This is a genomic window from Thalassotalea litorea (assembly GCF_005843925.1).
In the GTDB taxonomy this organism is placed as follows: domain Bacteria; phylum Pseudomonadota; class Gammaproteobacteria; order Enterobacterales; family Alteromonadaceae; genus Thalassotalea_A; species Thalassotalea_A litorea_A.
The window spans coordinates 291,745-311,521 of record NZ_VCBC01000003.1 but is presented as its reverse complement, the minus strand read 5'-3'; the positions used below and the strand labels follow the sequence as shown (position 1 = coordinate 311,521).

Genomic DNA, 19,777 nt, shown 5'->3' with positions numbered 1-19,777 from the left:
TTACCGGTTTGCTAACGCACTTTCCGCGGCTACGCTGGCGTTTTCCCGCAAGCGCTGAATACCTTCAACAATCAGTACATCACCATCCGTCAACTCACCTTCGACCAGTATCGCGCCACGCAAACGTTGCTTAATCACTACGTTTTTCTTGTGCGCTTTGCCATCTATGACCAGCCAGACGTAGGAACCCGTAGCTCCCCAGGCCAAAGCCGCTTCGGGGATAATGGGGTACGCGGTACCATTGGTGTTCAGCGTTACTTTAAAACTTAACCCAGGACGGAAAATATCATCGCTATTGCCAAGCAATGCTCTGACTTTTAGGGTGCGATTTTGTGAATCAATTCGACTGTCTAATTGATCCAAGGAAGCGATATATCGGGTGTCACGGCTATTCCAGGGCTGGACAGTTACACTTGTACCAGGGCCAACTAAATTGTAGGACGATTCAGGAACCGTAAAATTAATAAATAATTGTTCTCTGTCATCAATGGTTGTGATCAATGTCGACTGATTAATACGATCCCCCACTTCTATTTCGGTCAGTCCCAGATAACCGCTAAATGGTGCAACCACGCTTCTATCTTCTAAATCAGCCTCGGCTTCGGCAACACTTACCAAAGCCAGATCCAGTATCGCCTGCGCTTCATCCACCTGCGATTCCGTTACCGCACCATTGGCTTTGCTTTTGATAAGTCTTTCAAAGTTACGCCGCTTATTCGCCAGGTCGATTTTCGCCCGCTGCAATGCAGCAACCTGGCGACGAGAATCTAGCTCAACCAGAACCGCACCTTTTTCTACGAAGTCGCCCGGAGCAAACGCTACCTTGACAACGCGATCAGCAGCTGCGGGAAACAAATTCACCGACTTTTTCGCCTCAGCAGTGCCAACGGTTTCAATCGCCACTTTTATCGGCTCGAACACCACTTTTTCGGTTATGACATTGATTGGAGGTCTTTTACGTTCGTTCGCAAAGACAGCGTTAGGTAGCAAGGTTAATGCAGCAATACAAAAAATGAAAACTCTCATAATTCCCTTAAATTAGGTTCCGGTTAGCGCCAACATGAGTTTGATAAAAACAATATTTTGATGATATTGAATAAAACAGACTTCAGATTCGGTTTTAAAACAACCCATGCTCAGACATTATCGCGATAATGGTAATTTCAGCCGTTAGCTAACCAATATTCTACATAAAATAAGTGGGACCTAACCAACCTTTTAGCTATTTTGATATCGGTAAATCGACGAGCGGCATTAAAACCACGTTGAGTTGTGTAAAATCCGAACTATTTCAACAAAACCATCAAGGATTCCCTACGTTGAACAGGGCATTTAGGATTACCAGGTGTAGGTAAAAAATGGCAATTCCTAATTTTCATAGGACCCCGAGAATAACCAGCGACTGACTGATTTTACGCATAATTATTCAGGAAAAGACAAAAACAAGTATTCGATGCCAGGCGAGAAGCAAACAATATTAGACGCGGTTGAGCTTCGCCTATAGCGAGCTGATTATCAGCCATTGATCTCCGGTCAAATCAATCATCAGGTCCAAATCGGTAATAAAGTCCTTCGTTAATTGTAAAAAACTGCCTGCAACCATCATTTTCATGAAGCAACAGGCAGTTAAGCTAATTTAATGGAATTGTATCTTTAACCTAATTTAGAGGTTTTCTTCAGCAAACGATGCCAATGGTGAGCGAACGACACCATTTAGGTTAATCGTCGCGCTGCCCTGATAGTCTTTAAATCGTTCGACAATATAGGTTAAACCTGAGGTTAATGCGGTTAGATAATTACTATCTATTTGCGCTAAATTCCCAGAACACACAATTTTTGTACCTTCACCGCAACGGGTAATAATGGTTTTTAATTGTGAAGCGGTGAGGTTCTGACATTCATCGAGAATTACCAGGGCATTTTGGATTGAGCGGCCGCGCATAAAATTAATCGATTTAAACTGAATATTGGCTTTTTCCATAATGTAATTCATGCTGCCAGCCATACTTTCATCCTGCTTATGCAATACTTCTAAAGAGTCGGTAATTGCTGCTAACCAAGGCGCCATTTTTTCTTCTTCGGTACCTGGCAAAAAGCCAATCGACTCGGCAATCTCTGGCGTTGAACGGGTGACAATGACTTTATCATATAAGCCTTTCTCGACGGTAAGCTCTAACGCCGAGGCTAATGCCAGCAAGGTTTTACCGCAACCGGCGGGTCCTGTCAGGATCACTAGGTCAATTTCCGGATCAAGTAACGCATCGAACGCCATTCCTTGATAAATATTTTTTGGGTGGATACCCCAGGCATGGCGGCCCATTAATCGCTCATAGCCTAAATCCTGAACCGAAGCTGTATCTCCTTCGATACCGATTATTTTTCCCGCAAATGTTTTTTCTTCATCAATAAGGTATTCATTGATAAACGCACCAGGAACCAGATTTTTATCGATAAAGTGCTGGGTATAGCGGCCATCCGTTTCACTTTCACAATTACTGACTTGCTGCCAAAAGTCCCCGGTAAACTTGTGATATCCCTTGGTCAGGTAATTGATATCATCAACCAGTTGATCGGTACGATAATCTTCAACGTAAGCCAGACCTGCACCTTTGCCTTTTAACCGCATATTGATATCTTTGGTCACCAATACCACGCGTTTTTTAGGGTTCATTTCCTGAATATGCAACGCCGTATTAATAATGCGGTTATCGTTATCATTATCGGACAAAGCACCGGATTTTTGTTTTAGGGTGAAATCATTGAATATCGATAAGCGACCAGGTTTGGTTTGTGTTTCGGTCTGGTTGGGTAACTCGACTCCCGCCATGACTTCTTCCGGTGAGGCATCGGTAAGCGTATCTTCAAGTGCTCGGATAGCCACTCGGGCATCACGACTTACGTCTTTTTTTCTATCTTTAATATTGTCGAGTTCTTCGAGTACGGTCATAGGTATGACCACCTCGTGTTCCTGAAAGGATAAAAATGCGAAGGGTTCGTGTAAAAGAATATTGGTATCTAATACGTAAATGATGCTTTGTTCTGTCATATGAAATCCTGCTGCCAACAAATTATTGTGTGCCAATACCGGAGCTGTGTAGAGCAGAACAAAGGTTCGAGGTGAATCACTAAATATCGTCGGGTCACCATCCTTGCCACTCCCAGACCGGCCATTGAAGCCTGTGGTGCTAAATGAGCAAGAAAAACCTCCCTTTTCACGATTACCTTATCACCACTTTGACAGTTTATTAGACCGCTGGCAAGTGTCATTTGATTGCAAATGGATGAAACTAATTCACGATTCAATAAGACACTGAATGATCTAAAGTGTCACAGCAACGGCAATAATCTGGGATCGATTCTATTCTTATTAGGAGTTCAATTTTGGCGCCGATGCAATTCCTTCCTGTGGATTCAATACAGGACAATGTGGATTGACGCAGCTTTTGGTTGTAAATCAATCAATTCGCACAAAATCATCACCCAAACACGGTACCGCCGCCAAAACAGTACCAACCTGGATGAGAAAGCGCTAACATAGCGCCCCTTTTGACAAGCGTGGATTTTTACGGAGAGTTTTATGTCATTTTTTCTTGGTCAACGCTGGATTTCAGATAGTGAATCCGATCAAGGTTTAGGCACTGTAGTTGCGCTGGAAAACCGATTCGTTACCATTCTCTATACCGCGACCGGAGAATCCAGGCAATATGCCATTCAAGATGCCCCTTTGACCCGAGTGGTGTTTAATGTTGGTGACACGGTTCCAAGTCACGAAGGGTTTTCCGTCAAAATATCCAATGTTATTGAAGACAACAACCTCTACACTTACGAAGGGGAACGTTTAGATAACGGTGAAGCGATTCAACTCAAAGAGATGATGCTGGACCACTTTATCAAGTTCAATAAACCCCATGACCGACTGTTAAATGGTCAGTTCGACCGTCTTGACTGGTATCAACTTCGTAAACGTTCACTATCAATTAGCAGTGAACAACAACAATCTCCGTTAACCGGATTAACCGGCGGCCGGGTAAGCCTGATTGAGCATCAACTTTATATCGCCGAAGAAGTCGGACAGCGCTACGCACCACGTGTTTTGCTGGCAGACGAAGTGGGTCTGGGTAAAACTATCGAAGCAGGCCTTATCATCCATCAGCAACTTGTTTCTGGCCGAGCGCAACGAGTGCTTATTGTGGTTCCGGAAGCATTGACTCACCAATGGCTGGTGGAAATGATGCGCCGTTTCAATCTTAAATTCAGTATTTTTGATGAAGAACGCTGCAAACAATATGAACAAGACGAGAACCCATTTAGCAGCGAACAATTGGTTCTGGTTAATCTTGGCTTTCTTGCCAACAATGCTGACCAGTTCGAGAATATTGCCAATGAAGACTGGGATTTAATCGTGGTTGATGAAGCTCACCATCTGGCCTGGAGCGAAGAGAACCCCAGCATCGAATATCAATGCATCGAAATGCTTGCGGAGAATATTCCCGGCGTCTTGCTATTAACCGCAACACCGGATCAATTAGGGCATCAAAGCCATTTTGCCCGTTTGCGCCTGTTAGATCGTAATCGCTTTTATGACTATCAGAAATTTGTTGAGGAAGAGCAGCAATATATGAATGTGGCGGATGCGGCTAATTCGCTGCTTGCAGACAATGATGACGCTTTGACCGAAAACCAGCAGCAAGCTCTCAAGCAGCTAATTTCTGAAAAAGATATCAGTGCCGAGTTAGCCGCGATTAATCGCAATGATGAGAACAGTGACACGATCAAAGCAGAGCTTGTAGATCAACTTCTCGACCGTCATGGTACGGGTCGCATACTGTTTAGAAACTCGCGAAATACCATTAAAGGTTTTCCCAAACGTAAGTTAATTGCAACACCGCTGCCTTTGCCTGAAGCCTATGATGAGTGCATTCAGGCATTTATCAGTGAAGCGGACACCGATGAATTACTGACCAGTTCACGCTGTAAATACCTTTTCACCCCGGAGTGTTTTTATCAGTTAAACAGTACAGAGTCGGCCTGGGTCGACATCGATCCTCGTGTTGATTATTTAATGGAGTTGCTAAATCAGGATCGTAAAGCCAAAGTGTTGGTCATTTGTGCCCAGGCACAAACCGCGAAAGACATTGAAGAAGCGCTGCGGGTTAAAGAAGGGATCCGTGCGGCGGTGTTCCATGAAGGGATGAGCATATTCGAGCGTGACAAAGCCGCGGCTTATTTTGCTCAGGAAGAAGACAGTGCCCAAGTGCTGCTTTGCTCGGAAATTGGTAGTGAAGGGCGTAACTTCCAGTTTGCCCATCAACTGGTGTTATTTGATCTACCACAAAATCCAGACTTGCTCGAACAACGCATTGGTCGCTTGGATCGTATTGGTCAGACACAGACGATTAAAATTCATGTTCCTTATTTCGAGCAATCTCCACAGTCGATGCTAATGAACTGGTATCACAATGCCATGAACGCTTTTGAACAAACCTGTGTGACCGCCAGAGCCATCTATGAAGAGTTTTCTCGCCCTCTGGTGCAAACCGCATTACAGGGGATTTGGCATGATCAAGGCATCGAAAATTTGGTTAGTGCCAGCCGCGATATGCATATAAAACTCAAGGCTGAAATGGAATCCGGTCGCGATAAGTTGTTAGAAATTCATTCTTCAGGACATGGTAAAGCGGCACAGCTGGTAAAAGACATCGAAGCTCAGGATGATGAAACAAAATTGCCACAATATATGTTTTCAGTCTTTGATGTCTTCGGCATTAATCAGGACGACAAAGCCGACAACGCCATTGCTCTGACTCCAAGTGAGCATATGCTGAGCCCTAACTTTCCAGGTTTAGGAGAAGATGGCACCACAGTGACGTTTGAACGGCAAACCGCATTAAGCTGCGAAGACTATCAATTGTTAACCTGGGATCACCCTATGGTACGAGGTAGTCTGGATTTGGTGCTGAGCGATGAGATTGGTAATGCGTCACTTGCCATATTGAAAAACCCGGCCATCCCAGTAGGGAGCTTTTTTATCGAATGTATTTTTACCCTGGAAGGCATGGCGCCAAGTGAATTGCAATTAGGTCGTTACCTGCCGACCACACCAATTCGTATATTGCTGGATAAAAACGGCAATAACCTGGCGGAAAAAGTGAATGAAACGGGCTTTGATCAACAATTGAAACCGGTGAAAAAGCAAACCGGCATGCAATTAATTAAAGCATTGCGCAGCTTCGTACCACCGCTGGTCGAAAAAGCCGAGCGTTTAGGCAAACAGCAGGTCAATGAATTGCAGCAGCGAGCAATGACTAAAATGCAAACTAGCTTGCAGGAAGAGCTAACCCGCCTGCAGGAATTAGCCGCCGTAAATCCTAACGTTCGACAATCAGAACTAGACTTTATCGCGACACAGCAACAACAACTCAGCCATTATATTGAACATGCTCAACTTAAATTTGAAGCAATTCGATTGATCGTCGTTAGTCACTAAACGGAAATATTGAGGTGGAAGGTGGGAGGTGGAAGCAACTTACTTCTCACCACTTACCACTTACCACTTACCACTAATTTAATATCTTATGTCAGCCAATCCAGATTTTGTTTACGCGCCACCGATGAGCCCTTATCTCGAAATACTCTATCGCGATGAAGACTTTATCGTCGTCAATAAACCAAGCGGTTTATTATCCGTACCGGGTCGTCTTGAAGAACACCAAGATTGCTTGCAACATCGGGTGCAACGGGTTTTACCAACCGCAACGATCGTCCATCGCCTGGATATGGCAACCTCAGGGGTTATGGTGATGGCGCTTAATAAACCCAGTCATGTGGCTATTTCCCGACAATTTGAAAAGCGCCAAACTGAGAAAACCTATTTGGCCAGAGTTTATGGAAACGTCGAGCCTGAATCCGGTGAGATTGATTTACCGTTAATTTGTGACTGGCCTAACCGACCGAAGCAGATGGTGGATCATGAACGTGGTAAAAAGGCTATAACTCGTTATCAAGTGCTTGCTCATGAAGAACACACCACGCTAGTCAAACTCATGCCTGTTACCGGCCGCTCTCATCAACTGCGTGTACACATGCTAAGCCTTGGTCACCCAATCATTGGCGATCGTCTTTATGCGCATCCGGAGGCCCTAGCGTTAAGTCCGCGTCTGCAGCTGCATGCTAAAGCCTTAAGCCTTTTTCATCCGCACAGTGGTGACAGTATGTGTTTTACCGCGCCTGAGAACTTCTAATCCTGTAAGTTTGGAAAGCTAACTCCTACCTGTACAGGAACGATGTAATAACGACATTGGGCGCAGCGCTTAATACTGCGCCCACATTTAGACGTAATCTATGACAAGGAGTCAATTTGATATTACAGTTGGTGTCGTAAATCGAAACGATCTAGCTGCATCACTTTGCTCCAAGCAGCAACAAAGTCGTTGACGAATTTTTCCTTCGATGTGTCAAAGGCATAAACTTCCGCCACCGCTCTTAGCTCAGAGTTTGAACCGAAAATCAGGTCCACCGTGGTCGCTGAGTATTGAGACTTACCGTTATTGCGTTCAACACCATTATAGATGCCTTCCTCCGATGCTTTTTGCCACATTATCGACATATCCAGCAAGTTCACGAAGAAGTCATTACTTAAGGTACCCACCCTATCGGTAAAAACGCCATGTTTTACGCCGTCAGAGTTTGCACCTAACACACGAAGCCCACCGACTAGTACCGTCATTTGCGGCACAGTAAGATTTAACTGGTCCGCTTTATCAACTAGCATCTGTGCAGGTCCTTTGTAACTCGTTTCAGTGTTAAAGTAATTGCGAAATGCATCGGCTTTGGGTTCGAGCAATGCAAACGAGGCAACATCGGTTTGCGCCTGAGTCGCATCCGTTCTGCCTCCCTCAAATGGCACCGAAACATCATAACCGAAATCTTTGGCAGCTTTTTCCACCGCCGCATTACCCGCTAAGACGATCATATCTGCCATCGAAATCCCCATACCTGAGGACGCATCATCATTGAAATTATCACGAATCTCCGATAACTCATCCACTACTTTAGCTAGCTCGTCCGGATTATTAACTGGCCAGTCTTTTTGAGGTGCCAATAAAACTCGGGCACCATTGGCACCACCACGCATATCCGAGGCTCTAAAGCTTGCTGCTGAAGCCCAGGCAGTGCGCACCAATTCCGGCACTGAAAGTTCTGAATCTAAAACCGCTTCTTTCAATGAAGTTATTGCTTTTTCATCCAACGCTGCATACTCCACAGGCGGCACAGGATCTTGCCAAATGAATGATTCTTCAGGCGCTGTGTCTGCTAGATAACGACTTTTCGGGCCCATATCTCGGTGGGTCAATTTATACCAGGCTTTGGCAAACGCCAGACGATATTCTTCCGGCTCAGCTAAGAAGCGTTCCGCAATCTTACGATATTCCGGGTCAAACTTTATGGCTAAATCTGCAGTCGTCATGACCGGTGGATTGCGCTTACCTTTGACATGGGCATCCGGCACAGACTCGTGCAAAGATTTATCCTTCGGGACCCAAACAATTGCCCCAGCGGGGCTTGTCGTTTGTTCCCACTCGTTATTCAGTAAATTTTGCAGATACAAGGTGGTCCAACGGGTGGGTTGTTGCGTCCAGGCCCCTTCCAACCCACTGGTAATGGTATCTTCGGAGTGCCCTTTGCCACAGCTATTTATCCAGCCAAGTCCCTGTTCTTCAATTGGCGCACCGCCGGGCTCTCTGCCTAAACATTTGGCAGCTTTGGCTGCGCCATGCATTTTACCAAAGGTATGTCCCCCCGCAATTAATGCGACGGTTTCTTCGTCATTCATCGCCATTCGGCCAAATGCTATGCGAATGTTTTTGGCCGAACCTTTAGGGTCTGGTTTACCTTTTGGTCCCTCTGGGTTCACATATATTAACCCCATATGGGTTGCCCCAAGGGGTCGTTGCAATTCACCGTTTTTACTTTCCCTGTCGCTTGCCAGCATTTCGACTTCAGGGCCCCAATAAACAATATCAGGCTCCCAGTCATCCGTACGACCACCTGCAAATCCATAGGTTTTAAAGCCCATATTTTCCAGCCCTACGGTGCCAGCTAGTATCATCAGGTCGCCCCAAGACAAGCTTTCTCCGTACTTTTGTTTAACCGGCCACAACAAGCGTTTGGCTTTATCGAGGTTCCCATTGTCTGGCCAACTATTTAATGGATCAAAACGCATTTGTCCGCCATCACCACCGCCACGACCATCGAGGGTTCGGTACGTTCCTGCACTATGCCAGGCAAGACGAATAAACAAGGGCCCATAATTGCCAAAGTCAGCTGGCCACCAGTCTTGCGATTCCGTCAATAGCTTGTCCACGTCGGACTTAACCTGGTCAATATCCAAAGTATTAAATTTTTCAGCATAATCAAAATCAGGCCCATACGGGTTGGAGGCAACACTGTGATCCCGAAGCGGCGATAAATCGAGCTGTTCAGGCCACCAGAAATGATTGGATTTAGGTTGGTTGAGGAGCGGCATTTCACCCGCTCCTATCGCCCCAGCAGGTTTGCTAGACTGACTCTCAGCAAACACTACGGAAGCAAATAACGCCGTACTGATAAACGTGACCAGCACTGGTTGTTGAAATCTACACGTACGCTTCATAATACTCCTCCGAGTTTCGGGTCATCAGAATGGTGCGAGTATCTTTTGTGATGATCGCACCAGTGGTTTAATGGAATGGCACGACTTTAAGTTTAGTGGTAATGGAGGATTTGAAAAGTTGGTTAAATCGATTAAACAGAACGCTATTATCAATCGTTGAAAAGCTACTTACTTTCAACCGGCAGGACAAATAAAAGCGAATAATATTATGCCAGTAAAGTGGCAAATGCCGATCATTGGTTGCAATATGGTCTGTTATTGACAGTGAGCTAAGCAGAGTAAGCCTAGCTCATCGACTATGCCGCTTGTTTGCTGACCAGCTCGTAAGCCGCTTGAATATCCTGAGCTTTTTGTTTGGCATCTTCCATTAATTGTGGTGGCAAACCTTTCGCAACTAACTTGTCCGGATGATGTTGGGCCATTAATTTACGATACGCTTTTTTCACGTCACGTGCTGAGCTTTGCGGCGTTACGCCGAGAATTTTGTAGGCATCACTAAGATGTTGTTTTTGCTGTTGTGGTGATTGCTGTGATCCTTGCTGGTGAAAGTGTTCACCGGCAACAATACGATCCAACATAAAATCTAAATGCCGTGCTGGGATCCCTAGTGACGCACCAATACCATGTAATATCTCTCGTTCTTTCGGGTGTAAATTATCATCGGCAAATGCCGCCTGAATTTGTATTTCAACAAACATTTGCAATAAGTCTTTGCGGCCAAAGCACACCCGTTTTAATTTTTTCATCTGCTCTTGCAGATTAAAATGGGGTTGTTTGCCATCACGAAACGACTTTTGAGCCGCCTGGCGCACATCACCGCTTAAACCCCAGCGATTCATATGGGCCGTTGCAAAAGCGATTTCATCTTCACTGACCTGCCCCGACGCTTTGGTTATATGTCCCATTACCGCAAAGGTGATATTGAAAAAGTCGTTTTGACGTTGCGTTTCATTTTGCTGGTTAAACGCGCCAAAATCTCCGCCTAATCCTTTGTCAAACTTGTAGCCAAAATAAAAGCCGATTACAGCACCAATAATTTTACCGACCATAAAGCCCAGCAAGGTGCCAAAAAATCTACCCCATATTCTCATCAATCAACCTTTATCATCATCTTTGTGAAAACTGTTATTACATGGCGTGTACACCACACCCTTAACCAATTTATGACTGGTTACGATGGCCCATAATACAGATTTCCATACCACGAGTGCAATGCTCGTACTCTATTCAATTAGATCCTATGCAATTAAATGGCTTGCGGTTAATTTGCAGCAATGCAGATTTAAGCCATTATTGGGTGTTACAAGTAATGTTTTTTCAGATAAATTGCTATATCATAGTGACCAATGTAATTGATCGTAACTGGGCGTTAGCCTTTAGATTAGCAGAGCGGGCCGAATAAACGGCCAAGACTATAATAATTGAATTATTTGATAAAAATAAATCGTCTTATTCTTTCGGAAAGTGCATGCCAAGCTCCCGTATTGCTGTATTGTTAACCGTATTTAGTGCGCCTCTTACTGCACAGGAAAGTCCTGCGCCTGAGATGCCAACGGCCTTTGTTCAATGCCCCTTACCTGAAGTCATTCCGATTGAGCTGCGCGAAGACTTAACTCAGCGCTTCGACTCCATTGTTATTGAATCAAAATCCACTCAAACCATTGCCGAGCAGGCCACTAAGTTTGCTGGCGGGGTAAAACTCGCCTACGAAGATAAACGCATTGTTGCCGATGAAGTCACCATTGACCGTGGTGCCGGAAAAATTCGCACCTCCGGCGATACCAAATTTCAAGATGGCAATATCACCATTCAATCGAGCCAACTGGAAGCGGACAACAATAATAATTCTGTGGTGATGAGTAACTCCAATTACCAACTGGGTCTCTCTCCTGGGAGAGGTGCTGCCGAGCAATTAAAGATCACAGAGCAAGGGGTAAGTCTGGAAGACGCCAGTTTTACCTCCTGTATCGACGAAACACCGGATTGGCTGCTTTCCGCCAGCGAAATTAACTTGTCCACTGAAGACAACACCGGCAGTGCCTATAACACGGTATTTCGGATCAAAGATATTCCGGTTATGTATCTGCCCTATTTTACCTTTCCGTTAACCAACGAACGTAAAACAGGATTCCTGTATCCACAAATTTCTTCATCCAGTAAATCCGGTTTTGAACTCGGTGTTCCGTTTTACTGGAATATTGCGGAAAACATGGATGCGACGATTACGCCGTATTATATGTCCAAACGTGGCACTCAGTTAAAGTCGCAATTTCGCTACCTATTTGGCGAGCAATTCGGGAAAATCGATTTTGAATATCTCGGTGAAGACAACGAGCTATCCAGCAAAGAAGAACGCTACTTAGGACGTTACCAGCATATGGGCACCTTCGCAGACAACTTCCGGGTATTTGTTGATTTCAGCGATATTAGCGACGATAACTATCTGGTCGATCTCGAAAGTGACCAGTTTTCTTCAACCGATGCCTATTTGTGGCGAATCGGTGAATTATCCTATTTTGCTGAGAACTGGCAATCGAGCGTAAAAGTGCAAGGCTTAAAAGTTTTAGGTGATCGCCAGGACAGCTACCAAACCTTACCGCAACTGGATTTTCTTGCCTATCAACCCCTTGGCTTTCTCAATAGTTCATTTAATGTCTTTGGCGAATATACACGATTTGCAATAGACGACCCGAACAAACCAGAAGCTGACCGGTTGCACGTCGAGGCAGGAATCGCCTTACCATACGCGATGCCAGGTTGGTTCGTGAATACTGATGTACGGTTGATGCACACCCAGTATCAACAACATAACATCGATAACAATCCAGAACTTGATGAAGATGTGAGTCGCACATTACCCAAAGCGCGTATTCATGCGGGCTTGAGATTTGACCGATTTGCCAGCTATTTTAAACAAAATTTTGTACAAACCTTAGAGCCGCAATTGCAATACTTGTATATCCCGGACAAAGATCAGTCGATGATTGCCAACTACGATACAACGCCGTTGCAGGATGACTTTGACGGCCTGTTTCGGGACCGCCGATTCAGTGGTTTAGATCGTATTGCCCAGGCCAACCAAATTTCCTGGGGTGTGACTTCGCGCCTACTTGATGAATCCAATGCGGAACTTTTTCGTTTAAGCCTGGGTCAAATTGTCTACTTCAATGACAGCAATATCGCGCTTAATGAAGAAAACGAACCGGAAAGTGAGTCTGCATTAGCCGCAGATTTATTTTTACAATTAACAGAACGTTGGCAGTTCAGGGGTGACATTCAATACGATACAGAACAAAATAGCACCGAAAAAAGCCAGCTTACTATTGATTATCGTAAAAATGAACGTAATCTGGTGCAATTAAACCATCATTACATTCGAAACCTGTCGGGTAACGAAGTAGAGCAAGTATCTGCGTTAACCAGTTTTCCGATAAATCGCCACTGGCAGTTTATTGGTCATGTCACTGAAGATTTGGTGCGCAGTCGCTCATTGGAAACCTATGCGGGTTTTCAATATGAGAGTTGTTGTTGGGCGGTACGCGTTGCTTATCACCGTAATATCAACACCAACCTTGACGAGCGGGACTTTTTGGCAGAAGATCGCGATGCCTTTGATACTGGGGTTTCCCTGCAATTTGTATTAAAAGGCCTCGGCGGCGATCAGAAACCACTTGCGATTGATGATATGTTACGTTCAGGACTATTTGGCTATAAGCGGCCTTATTTCCTCTCAAATTAATGAAAAGATGTATGTTAAATAAAACAATAATTCGTAAAGCCGTTTTGGCATCGGGCCTGATGATCAGTTCATTAGGTTTTAGCGGCTTGATACAAGCCGAAGAGCAACCGCTAGACAGTGTCGCCGCGATTGTAAATACAGGCGTGGTTCTCGAATCAGAAGTGCAAGGACTTGTAAATCAGGTCAAGCAACAGGCTGCATCCGAAGGACAAAGTCTCCCATCAGATAACGCATTGCGTACCCAGGCGATGGAGAAATTGATCACCGACAGCCTGATGATGCAATTAGGCGAGCGTATGGGCGTACAAATCAGTGATGCCCAACTTGATGAAACCATCAAAAATATCGCCCGTGAAAATGGCTTTAATAATATTGTCGATTTTCGTATGCAAATCATCAACTCCGGCATGCAATGGGATAGCTATCGCGAAGATGTTCGCAAGCAATTGGTTACCGGTGAAGTTCGACGTGCCAGTGTCCGCCGTCGTGTTTCTATCACGCCTCAGGAAATCGACAACCTGGTTAAAATGATGCAAGAGCAGACCAATGCCGATGTCGAATATAACCTGGGCCACATACTTATTTCATTTCCAGACGAACCGACTCAAGAAGATTTAGTTGCCGCGAAAGAGCGTGCGGATAAAGTCGTTGAGTTGTTAAACAATGGCTCTGATTTCAAAAAAATTGCAATCGCATCTTCAAGCGCACCGACAGCTCTGGAAGGTGGTGATTTAGGCTGGCGCTCGATCAACGAAATGCCAACCTTGTTTGCCGAATTGGTAAACAACAAGAACAAAGACGAGGTTTTTGGTCCAGTACGTACCGGCCTAGGTTTTAATATCATCAAAATTCTTGATATCCGTGGTAAGCAAAAAGTCGAGATTGAAGAAGTGAAATCTCGTCATATTCTGATCAAGCCTTCGATTATTCTTTCGGAAGAAAAAGCAGAAAAAATGCTCTTGGATATGCTGGCACAAATTGAAGCTGGAGAAGCGGAATTTGATGCTCTGGCACGTGAACACTCAGAAGGACCAACGTCGACCCGCGGCGGTGATTTAGGCTGGGCCGACCCAAGCAGTTATGACCCGGCGTTTAAAGAAGCTTTAGCGACGTTGGAAGTTGACGAATATCACCAGCCTTTCCGTTCATCGTTTGGTTGGCACTTAGTGCAACTTACCGGCAAGCGTACTCAGGATGCTACCGATACCAATCAGTCGAACAGAGCCTATCAGCTAATATACAATCGCAAATTTGGTACTGAGTCCGTGCGTTGGATGAAAGAAATCCGCGACGAAGCTTATATCGAAATTATGGATCAGGGAAGTAGCAACGAATGATCGCCAAAATCGCAATTACCCCAGGTGAACCCGCGGGAGTTGGCCCTGACATTTTAGTGCAACTTGCACAACAGGATTGGTCGGCTCAATTAATTGCGATAGCGGATCCAGAAATGCTCAAGCAACGTGCCGCCATGTTAGGTTTGAGTCTGGAAATCGACATCTACGATGAAAACCAGCAGGCGACTTCCCATAAAGCCGGTCGCCTGACCGTTAAACCGGTCATTATTGCTGAACCCTGTATTCCTGGTGAATTAAACCCGAATAACGGCGCTTACGTAGTTGAGACCTTGCGCCTCGCCTGTGAAGGCAATATGAACGGTGAATTTCAGGCTATCGTTACCGGTCCCGTCCACAAAGGACTGATTAACAAATCCGGCATTCCATTTAGCGGTCATACGGAATACTTTGCACAACAGGCAAATTGTTCCGATGTAGTAATGATGCTGGCAACAGAGGGACTTCGTGTTTCCTTGATGACCACCCATATCCCTCTCGCTTATGTTTCGAAAGCCATTACCTATGACAGAGTGCAAAAAATCACTCGTATCCTCGATAACGATCTTAAACAGAAGTTTGGTATCGAATCGCCTAAAATTTATGTCTGCGGCTTGAATCCTCATGCCGGGGAAGACGGTCATTTAGGGCGAGAAGAAATCGACGTGATCAGCCCTGCGTTAGAAAACTTAAGACAAGAAGGGATTCATTTAGTCGGGCCATTACCCGCGGATACTATTTTTCAGGAAAAATATTTAGCCAAGGCCGATGCGGTCATGGCAATGTACCACGATCAGGGATTACCCGTACTAAAATATAAAGGGTTTGGCGCATCCGTGAACATCACGTTGGGTCTGCCGTTTATTCGCACCAGTGTCGATCATGGCACCGCTATCGAACTTGCAGGCAAAAGCGAAGTAGATTGCGGTAGTTTTCGTGCCGCGTTAAACCATGCAATAGAGTTAGTCACCAATACTAATTGACCTAATTGACCTTATTGGGCAAAAAACTGAGAAAATAGGTAACACCTTATAAGCCAGATATTTACAGCACAACGTTATTTCTGTGTTGTTTAATGTCAGGTCGTTATCAGGTGTTTAAAGACACTCCCTGTGGGTAGCATTTTTGTTTCAATCAATGCGACTCAGTGATCCGGTATTCACAAGATTTGGTATAAAACACAATGAGCAATAAAAGCCATTTAGGGCACCAGGCCAAAAAACGCTTTGGTCAGAACTTCCTTCATGATGATGCGGTAATTAGTCGTATCGTCGATGCTATCGATCCAAGCGAAGGCGAAAATTTAATTGAGATTGGCCCTGGTTTAGGTGCTTTGACAGAGCCCGTTATTGAACGTGCCGGAGATATCAGCGCGGTAGAGCTGGACAGAGACCTTGCCCACCGCCTACGTCATCACCCTTTTATCGCCAAACACCTGACAATTTATGAAATTGATGCGTTAAAATTCGATTTTGGTGAATTGGCCAGCGAACAACCGCTGCGGGTTTTTGGCAATCTACCCTATAATATTTCCACTCCTTTAATTTTCCATTTATTGACATTTAAAGATAAAATTAAAGATATGCACTTCATGTTGCAAAAAGAAGTGGTAAATCGAATGGCTGCCGGACCAGATAGTAAAACGTTTGGTCGTTTGTCAATTATGTGCCAATATTATTGTCAGGTGGTTCCGGTTATGGAAATTGGACCGGAAGCATTTCAGCCACCACCGAAAGTGGACAGTGCCATTGTTCGGTTAATTCCTCATAAGGAAATCCCTTTTCCTGCCAAGGACGTCAAATGGCTTAGCCGAGTCTGTACAGAAGCGTTTAACCAAAGAAGAAAAACAATCCGAAACAGTTTAGGTAAATTACTATCCGCTGAGCAATTGGAAAGTCTTGGTATTAAACCAAGTTTACGCCCGGAAAATCTCAGCCTTAAAGAGTACGTGCTAATTGCCAATTACCTTGCGGATACTTCACCAGAGTAATCAATTAAATGAGTAGCGTTTGTAGCCAGGAAAATTCTCAGGTAGACATTAATGCTCAGGTTCATTTTATTGAAGAGCAGTCCGATCAATATAATGAGCGCTTTGTGTTCAGTTATACCATCACCATCGAAAACCGCGGTTCAGAAACCTTGCAGTTGCTAGCCCGTAGTTGGCTGATCACCGATGCCAATGGAAATAAAGTTTCCGTAGAGGGTGATGGTGTCGTAGGTCAGCAGCCAGTCATCGCTGCTGGGCAGTCGTATCAATATACCAGTGGTTCAATCATAAAAACCCCGCTTGGTACCATGGAAGGCTTTTACACGTTGCAGGATTTAGACGGTAAAGAGCACAAGGTGGACATACCGGTTTTTCGTCTCGCGGTTCCGAATATTTTGAATTAAACCATGGCAATATATCTGGTCGGTGATGTGCAAGGATGCTACGTTGAGCTACGACAAGTGCTCGACCAGGCAGGTTTTGACCAAAATAAAGATGAACTATGGCTCACCGGCGATCTGGTGGCCCGAGGTCCCGACTCTTTAGCAACGCTTCGGTATCTGCGTTCGTTAGGCGATAGCGCAAAACCGGTTCTTGGTAACCATGACTTACATTTGCTTGCCATTTGGGAAGGTTTTAAAAAACCCCATAAAAAAGACTATCTCCAAGCAGTCCTTGATGCACCGGATGCGCCTGAATTAATGACATGGCTAGCATCACAGCCTCTGCTGCGAAAATTACCAGATTGCCAAGCCTATATGAGCCACGCCGGACTTGCGCCGCAATGGGATATCGACACGGCAATCGAACAGGCTGGATTTATTCATCAATGCCTGCAATCAGATCGTCGATTCTACCTAGAAGCCATGTATGGCAATGAACCCGCAGCCTGGCAACATGCCAAGAATGAGCTGCAACGATTTCGCTATAGTGTTAATGCCCTGACCCGGATGCGCTATTGCACCCCATCAGGCGATTTAGAATTTACTCATAAAGAACATCCCGAGCATAATCCCGATAGCAACTTAACGCCTTGGTTCGAACTGGATCAAAACCTTAATAGCACGGAATGGATTATCGGCCATTGGGCAACTTTGGAGGGGCAATGCTCTCACCCGAATGTTTACGCATTGGATACTGGATGCGTCTGGGGAGGAACGATGACGCTGCTTCGCTGGGATGATAAAAAACGCTTCCAGGTACCATCGGTTAAACGAATTGGCTAATCGCTAATTTTCGATAAGTGCTAAATTTACACCCCAGCCTTTTTAGTCAAATAACAACTTCTTTACTTACCATTAACAATTAAGCTTTTTCATTAGGCGATAAACTCATATACTTAGGCTTAAATTCTAATCAGAGATGGTATTTGCAATGGCGAGAGAACAATTTGGTGTCTGCGCGGAACCGAATTTACACAGCTATTACCTGCTTTTTAATGTCCTTGATAATAAAAATGATTATGTCAGGCAGACGTTGGCGAAATTGCCGCAAATGTTTGTCGACTATCAAGAGCAGTTTTCTGAATCCAATTTAAATACGGTAATTGCAATTGGCGCTGCGTATTGGGACGAGTTTTATCCGCAGGCCAAACCTGCAGGGTTACGCCCCTTTTCGGCGATGCAACGCGATGATCGTATAGCGCCTGCCAATAATGTCGATCTATACATCGAAATTCGCAGTGACAGAGCCGATGTCAACCACATCGTTAGTACTCGAGTATGTGAAATGCTAAATTCCAGCGTCGAACTAGTTGAGCAAGTAAAAGGGTTTCGTTATCTCGATGGCCGAGACCTGACTGGCTTTGTCGATGGCACAGAGAACCCCAAAGGTCCTCACAAGCGAGAGGTTGCTTTGGTTAAAAGTGAAGAGCAGCCGTTATTTGCCAGCGGCAGTTATTTGCACATCCAAAGATATCGTCACAATATGGAGCTGTGGCAAACCCTTGAAACCAAGCAACAAGAAGATGTCTACGGCCGCACCAAGCGCGATGATATAGAGTATGCGAGCGCCGATAAAGCCGATACTGCACACACAAAACGCGCCAACTTAAAAGATGATCAGGGTAATTCATTAGAGCTTGTCAGGCAAAGTATGCCCTATGGCCATATGAAAGTTCAGGGATTGTTTTTCGTCTCTTATTGCAATAACCCAAATAACTTCGAGCTGATTTTAAACAGTATGATCAATGGCGATTCCGAAGGAAATTTTGATCATATATTGAAATATACGCAAGCGGAAACCGGCGCAGCTTTCTTTGCACCATCGATAGATTTTATTGAAAATTTAGCGCCTGCCTCGGAATAAGGCAGGCCAGTTACCCTGTAATGAGTAAGTTGATTAGATTTTTTGAAAAAGCAGATGCAACTTTTCGAGTGTTGCATCAATCTCACTAACTTTGGTTGGTGCAATGAAAATCGTATCATCTCCGGCGATGGTCCCTAGCACACCATCGGCTTTCCCCAAAGAGTCCAGCAACCGAGCGATTAACTGAGCAGCACCTGGGCTGGTACGAAGGATGATCATCATTTCATTCGCTTCGATATCTAAAACCAACTGGCGCAATGGGCTTTTCGCTGTCGGCACTCCCAGCTCGGCTGGCAGGCAATAAACCATCTCCTGGCGGGCATTACGCGTGCGCACTGCACCGAACTTGCTCAACATCCGAGAAACCTTCGACTGGCTGATATTATCAAACCCCTGAGCACGCAGAGCTTCGACGATTTCGCCCTGGGAGCCAAAACGTTCTTGTTTTAATAAATCTTTAAAAGCATTTACCAATGCTTCCTGCTTTTGTTGTAATGACATAATCGTTATCTAATGGCCTGTTCAAAAATAAAAAACGAACGTAACACCTTGCTTTGGCAAGCATAGCATTTTTTCCTTAGCGATAAAATCGATTGTATTTTAGGCCATGATTCGGTATGGTTTGTGCGCCCAAAATTTGATTGATTTTTTCTGGCGAAGTTAAATCGACTTCTATCGGATAATATTCCTGCCTACCCCTTCCATGCTCACTAGAAGCATCGATATTAAGGTGGTGTCGAAATAAAGAACGTTTTGGA

14 protein-coding genes are annotated in these 19,777 nt (G+C 44.8%); 9 read left to right on the top strand and 5 right to left on the bottom strand.

Annotation, left to right across the window (positions count from 1 at the left end; translation table 11 throughout):
* A complete protein-coding gene (locus FE810_RS03325; protein WP_138318610.1) occupies window positions 1–1,026 on the bottom strand; it encodes an efflux RND transporter periplasmic adaptor subunit in 1,026 nt (341 codons plus the stop codon).
* Window positions 1,027–1,663: 637 nt separating this feature from the next.
* The gene (locus FE810_RS03320) at window positions 1,664–3,046 is read right to left on the bottom strand and encodes a PhoH family protein (protein ID WP_138318609.1); all 1,383 of its coding nucleotides are present in this window, start codon (window positions 3,044–3,046) and stop codon (window positions 1,664–1,666) included.
* A gap of 531 nt (window positions 3,047–3,577) precedes the next feature.
* On the opposite strand from FE810_RS03320, the gene rapA reads away from it, so the two are divergent.
* Together rapA and rluA are read left to right on the top strand one after the other, a co-directional pair.
* On the top strand, window positions 3,578–6,487 hold the full coding sequence (gene rapA, locus FE810_RS03315; RefSeq protein ID WP_138318608.1) for an RNA polymerase-associated protein RapA: 2,910 nt from the start codon (window positions 3,578–3,580) through the stop codon (window positions 6,485–6,487).
* Window positions 6,488–6,575: 88 nt separating this feature from the next.
* The gene (gene rluA / locus FE810_RS03310) at window positions 6,576–7,241 is read left to right on the top strand and encodes a bifunctional tRNA pseudouridine(32) synthase/23S rRNA pseudouridine(746) synthase RluA (protein ID WP_138318607.1); all 666 of its coding nucleotides are present in this window, start codon (window positions 6,576–6,578) and stop codon (window positions 7,239–7,241) included.
* Window positions 7,242–7,363: 122 nt separating this feature from the next.
* Here the strand turns inward: rluA and katG are convergent, their stop codons facing one another.
* On the bottom strand, window positions 7,364–9,652 hold the full coding sequence (katG, locus tag FE810_RS03305; RefSeq protein ID WP_138318606.1) for a catalase/peroxidase HPI: 2,289 nt from the start codon (window positions 9,650–9,652) through the stop codon (window positions 7,364–7,366).
* A gap of 296 nt (window positions 9,653–9,948) precedes the next feature.
* Complete coding sequence (djlA, locus tag FE810_RS03300; RefSeq protein WP_138318605.1) at window positions 9,949–10,743, bottom strand: co-chaperone DjlA; 795 nt, start codon at window positions 10,741–10,743, stop codon at window positions 9,949–9,951.
* 377 nt (window positions 10,744–11,120) lie between these two features.
* Here djlA and FE810_RS03295 point away from each other — a divergent pair, with 377 nt between their 5' ends.
* The 7 genes from FE810_RS03295 (at window position 11,121) to FE810_RS03265 (ending at window position 19,019) form a co-directional block, all read left to right on the top strand.
* Window positions 11,121–13,391 carry an LPS-assembly protein LptD gene (locus FE810_RS03295; RefSeq protein ID WP_138318604.1) on the top strand — a complete coding sequence of 757 codons (2,271 nt, stop codon included), beginning with the start codon at window positions 11,121–11,123 and terminating at the stop codon, window positions 13,389–13,391.
* A gap of 11 nt (window positions 13,392–13,402) precedes the next feature.
* Entirely contained in the window at window positions 13,403–14,728 is a 1,326-nt protein-coding gene (gene surA / locus FE810_RS03290) for a peptidylprolyl isomerase SurA (protein WP_138318603.1), read from the top strand.
* The gene (gene pdxA, locus FE810_RS03285) at window positions 14,725–15,708 is read left to right on the top strand and encodes a 4-hydroxythreonine-4-phosphate dehydrogenase PdxA (RefSeq protein WP_138318602.1); all 984 of its coding nucleotides are present in this window, start codon (window positions 14,725–14,727) and stop codon (window positions 15,706–15,708) included. Before surA ends, pdxA begins: the two co-directional genes overlap by 4 nt.
* Before the next feature lie 200 nt (window positions 15,709–15,908).
* Window positions 15,909–16,715 (top strand): 16S rRNA (adenine(1518)-N(6)/adenine(1519)-N(6))-dimethyltransferase RsmA, encoded by an 807-nt coding sequence (gene rsmA / locus FE810_RS03280; RefSeq protein ID WP_138318601.1) that lies wholly within the window; start codon window positions 15,909–15,911, stop codon window positions 16,713–16,715.
* Between the two features lie 8 nt (window positions 16,716–16,723).
* Window positions 16,724–17,116 carry a Co2+/Mg2+ efflux facilitator ApaG/CorD gene (apaG, locus tag FE810_RS03275; protein WP_138318600.1) on the top strand — a complete coding sequence of 131 codons (393 nt, stop codon included), beginning with the start codon at window positions 16,724–16,726 and terminating at the stop codon, window positions 17,114–17,116.
* 3 nt (window positions 17,117–17,119) lie between these two features.
* Entirely contained in the window at window positions 17,120–17,938 is an 819-nt protein-coding gene (locus FE810_RS03270) for a symmetrical bis(5'-nucleosyl)-tetraphosphatase (protein WP_138318599.1), read from the top strand.
* A gap of 148 nt (window positions 17,939–18,086) precedes the next feature.
* Window positions 18,087–19,019, top strand: coding sequence for a Dyp-type peroxidase (locus tag FE810_RS03265; RefSeq protein WP_138318598.1), 933 nt, complete (start codon window positions 18,087–18,089; stop codon window positions 19,017–19,019).
* A gap of 33 nt (window positions 19,020–19,052) precedes the next feature.
* Here FE810_RS03265 and argR read toward each other — a convergent pair whose 3' ends face one another.
* Window positions 19,053–19,520, bottom strand: coding sequence for a transcriptional regulator ArgR (gene argR, locus FE810_RS03260; protein WP_138318597.1), 468 nt, complete (start codon window positions 19,518–19,520; stop codon window positions 19,053–19,055).
* Between the last annotated feature and the right edge of the window lie 257 nt (window positions 19,521–19,777).

Coding starts and splice junctions, on each gene's coding strand:
- FE810_RS03265 (WP_138318598.1), top strand. CDS start 18,087: ATGGCGAGAGAACAATTTGGTGTCTGCGCGGAACCGAATTTACACAGC.
- pdxA (WP_138318602.1), top strand. CDS start 14,725: ATGATCGCCAAAATCGCAATTACCCCAGGTGAACCCGCGGGAGTTGGC.
- rluA (WP_138318607.1), top strand. CDS start 6,576: ATGTCAGCCAATCCAGATTTTGTTTACGCGCCACCGATGAGCCCTTAT.
- djlA (WP_138318605.1), bottom strand. CDS start 10,743: ATGAGAATATGGGGTAGATTTTTTGGCACCTTGCTGGGCTTTATGGTC.
- argR (WP_138318597.1), bottom strand. CDS start 19,520: ATGTCATTACAACAAAAGCAGGAAGCATTGGTAAATGCTTTTAAAGAT.
- rapA (WP_138318608.1), top strand. CDS start 3,578: ATGTCATTTTTTCTTGGTCAACGCTGGATTTCAGATAGTGAATCCGAT.
- surA (WP_138318603.1), top strand. CDS start 13,403: ATGTTAAATAAAACAATAATTCGTAAAGCCGTTTTGGCATCGGGCCTG.
- FE810_RS03295 (WP_138318604.1), top strand. CDS start 11,121: ATGCCAAGCTCCCGTATTGCTGTATTGTTAACCGTATTTAGTGCGCCT.
- FE810_RS03270 (WP_138318599.1), top strand. CDS start 17,120: ATGGCAATATATCTGGTCGGTGATGTGCAAGGATGCTACGTTGAGCTA.
- katG (WP_138318606.1), bottom strand. CDS start 9,652: ATGAAGCGTACGTGTAGATTTCAACAACCAGTGCTGGTCACGTTTATC.
- FE810_RS03325 (WP_138318610.1), bottom strand. CDS start 1,026: ATGAGAGTTTTCATTTTTTGTATTGCTGCATTAACCTTGCTACCTAAC.
- apaG (WP_138318600.1), top strand. CDS start 16,724: ATGAGTAGCGTTTGTAGCCAGGAAAATTCTCAGGTAGACATTAATGCT.
- rsmA (WP_138318601.1), top strand. CDS start 15,909: ATGAGCAATAAAAGCCATTTAGGGCACCAGGCCAAAAAACGCTTTGGT.
- FE810_RS03320 (WP_138318609.1), bottom strand. CDS start 3,046: ATGACAGAACAAAGCATCATTTACGTATTAGATACCAATATTCTTTTA.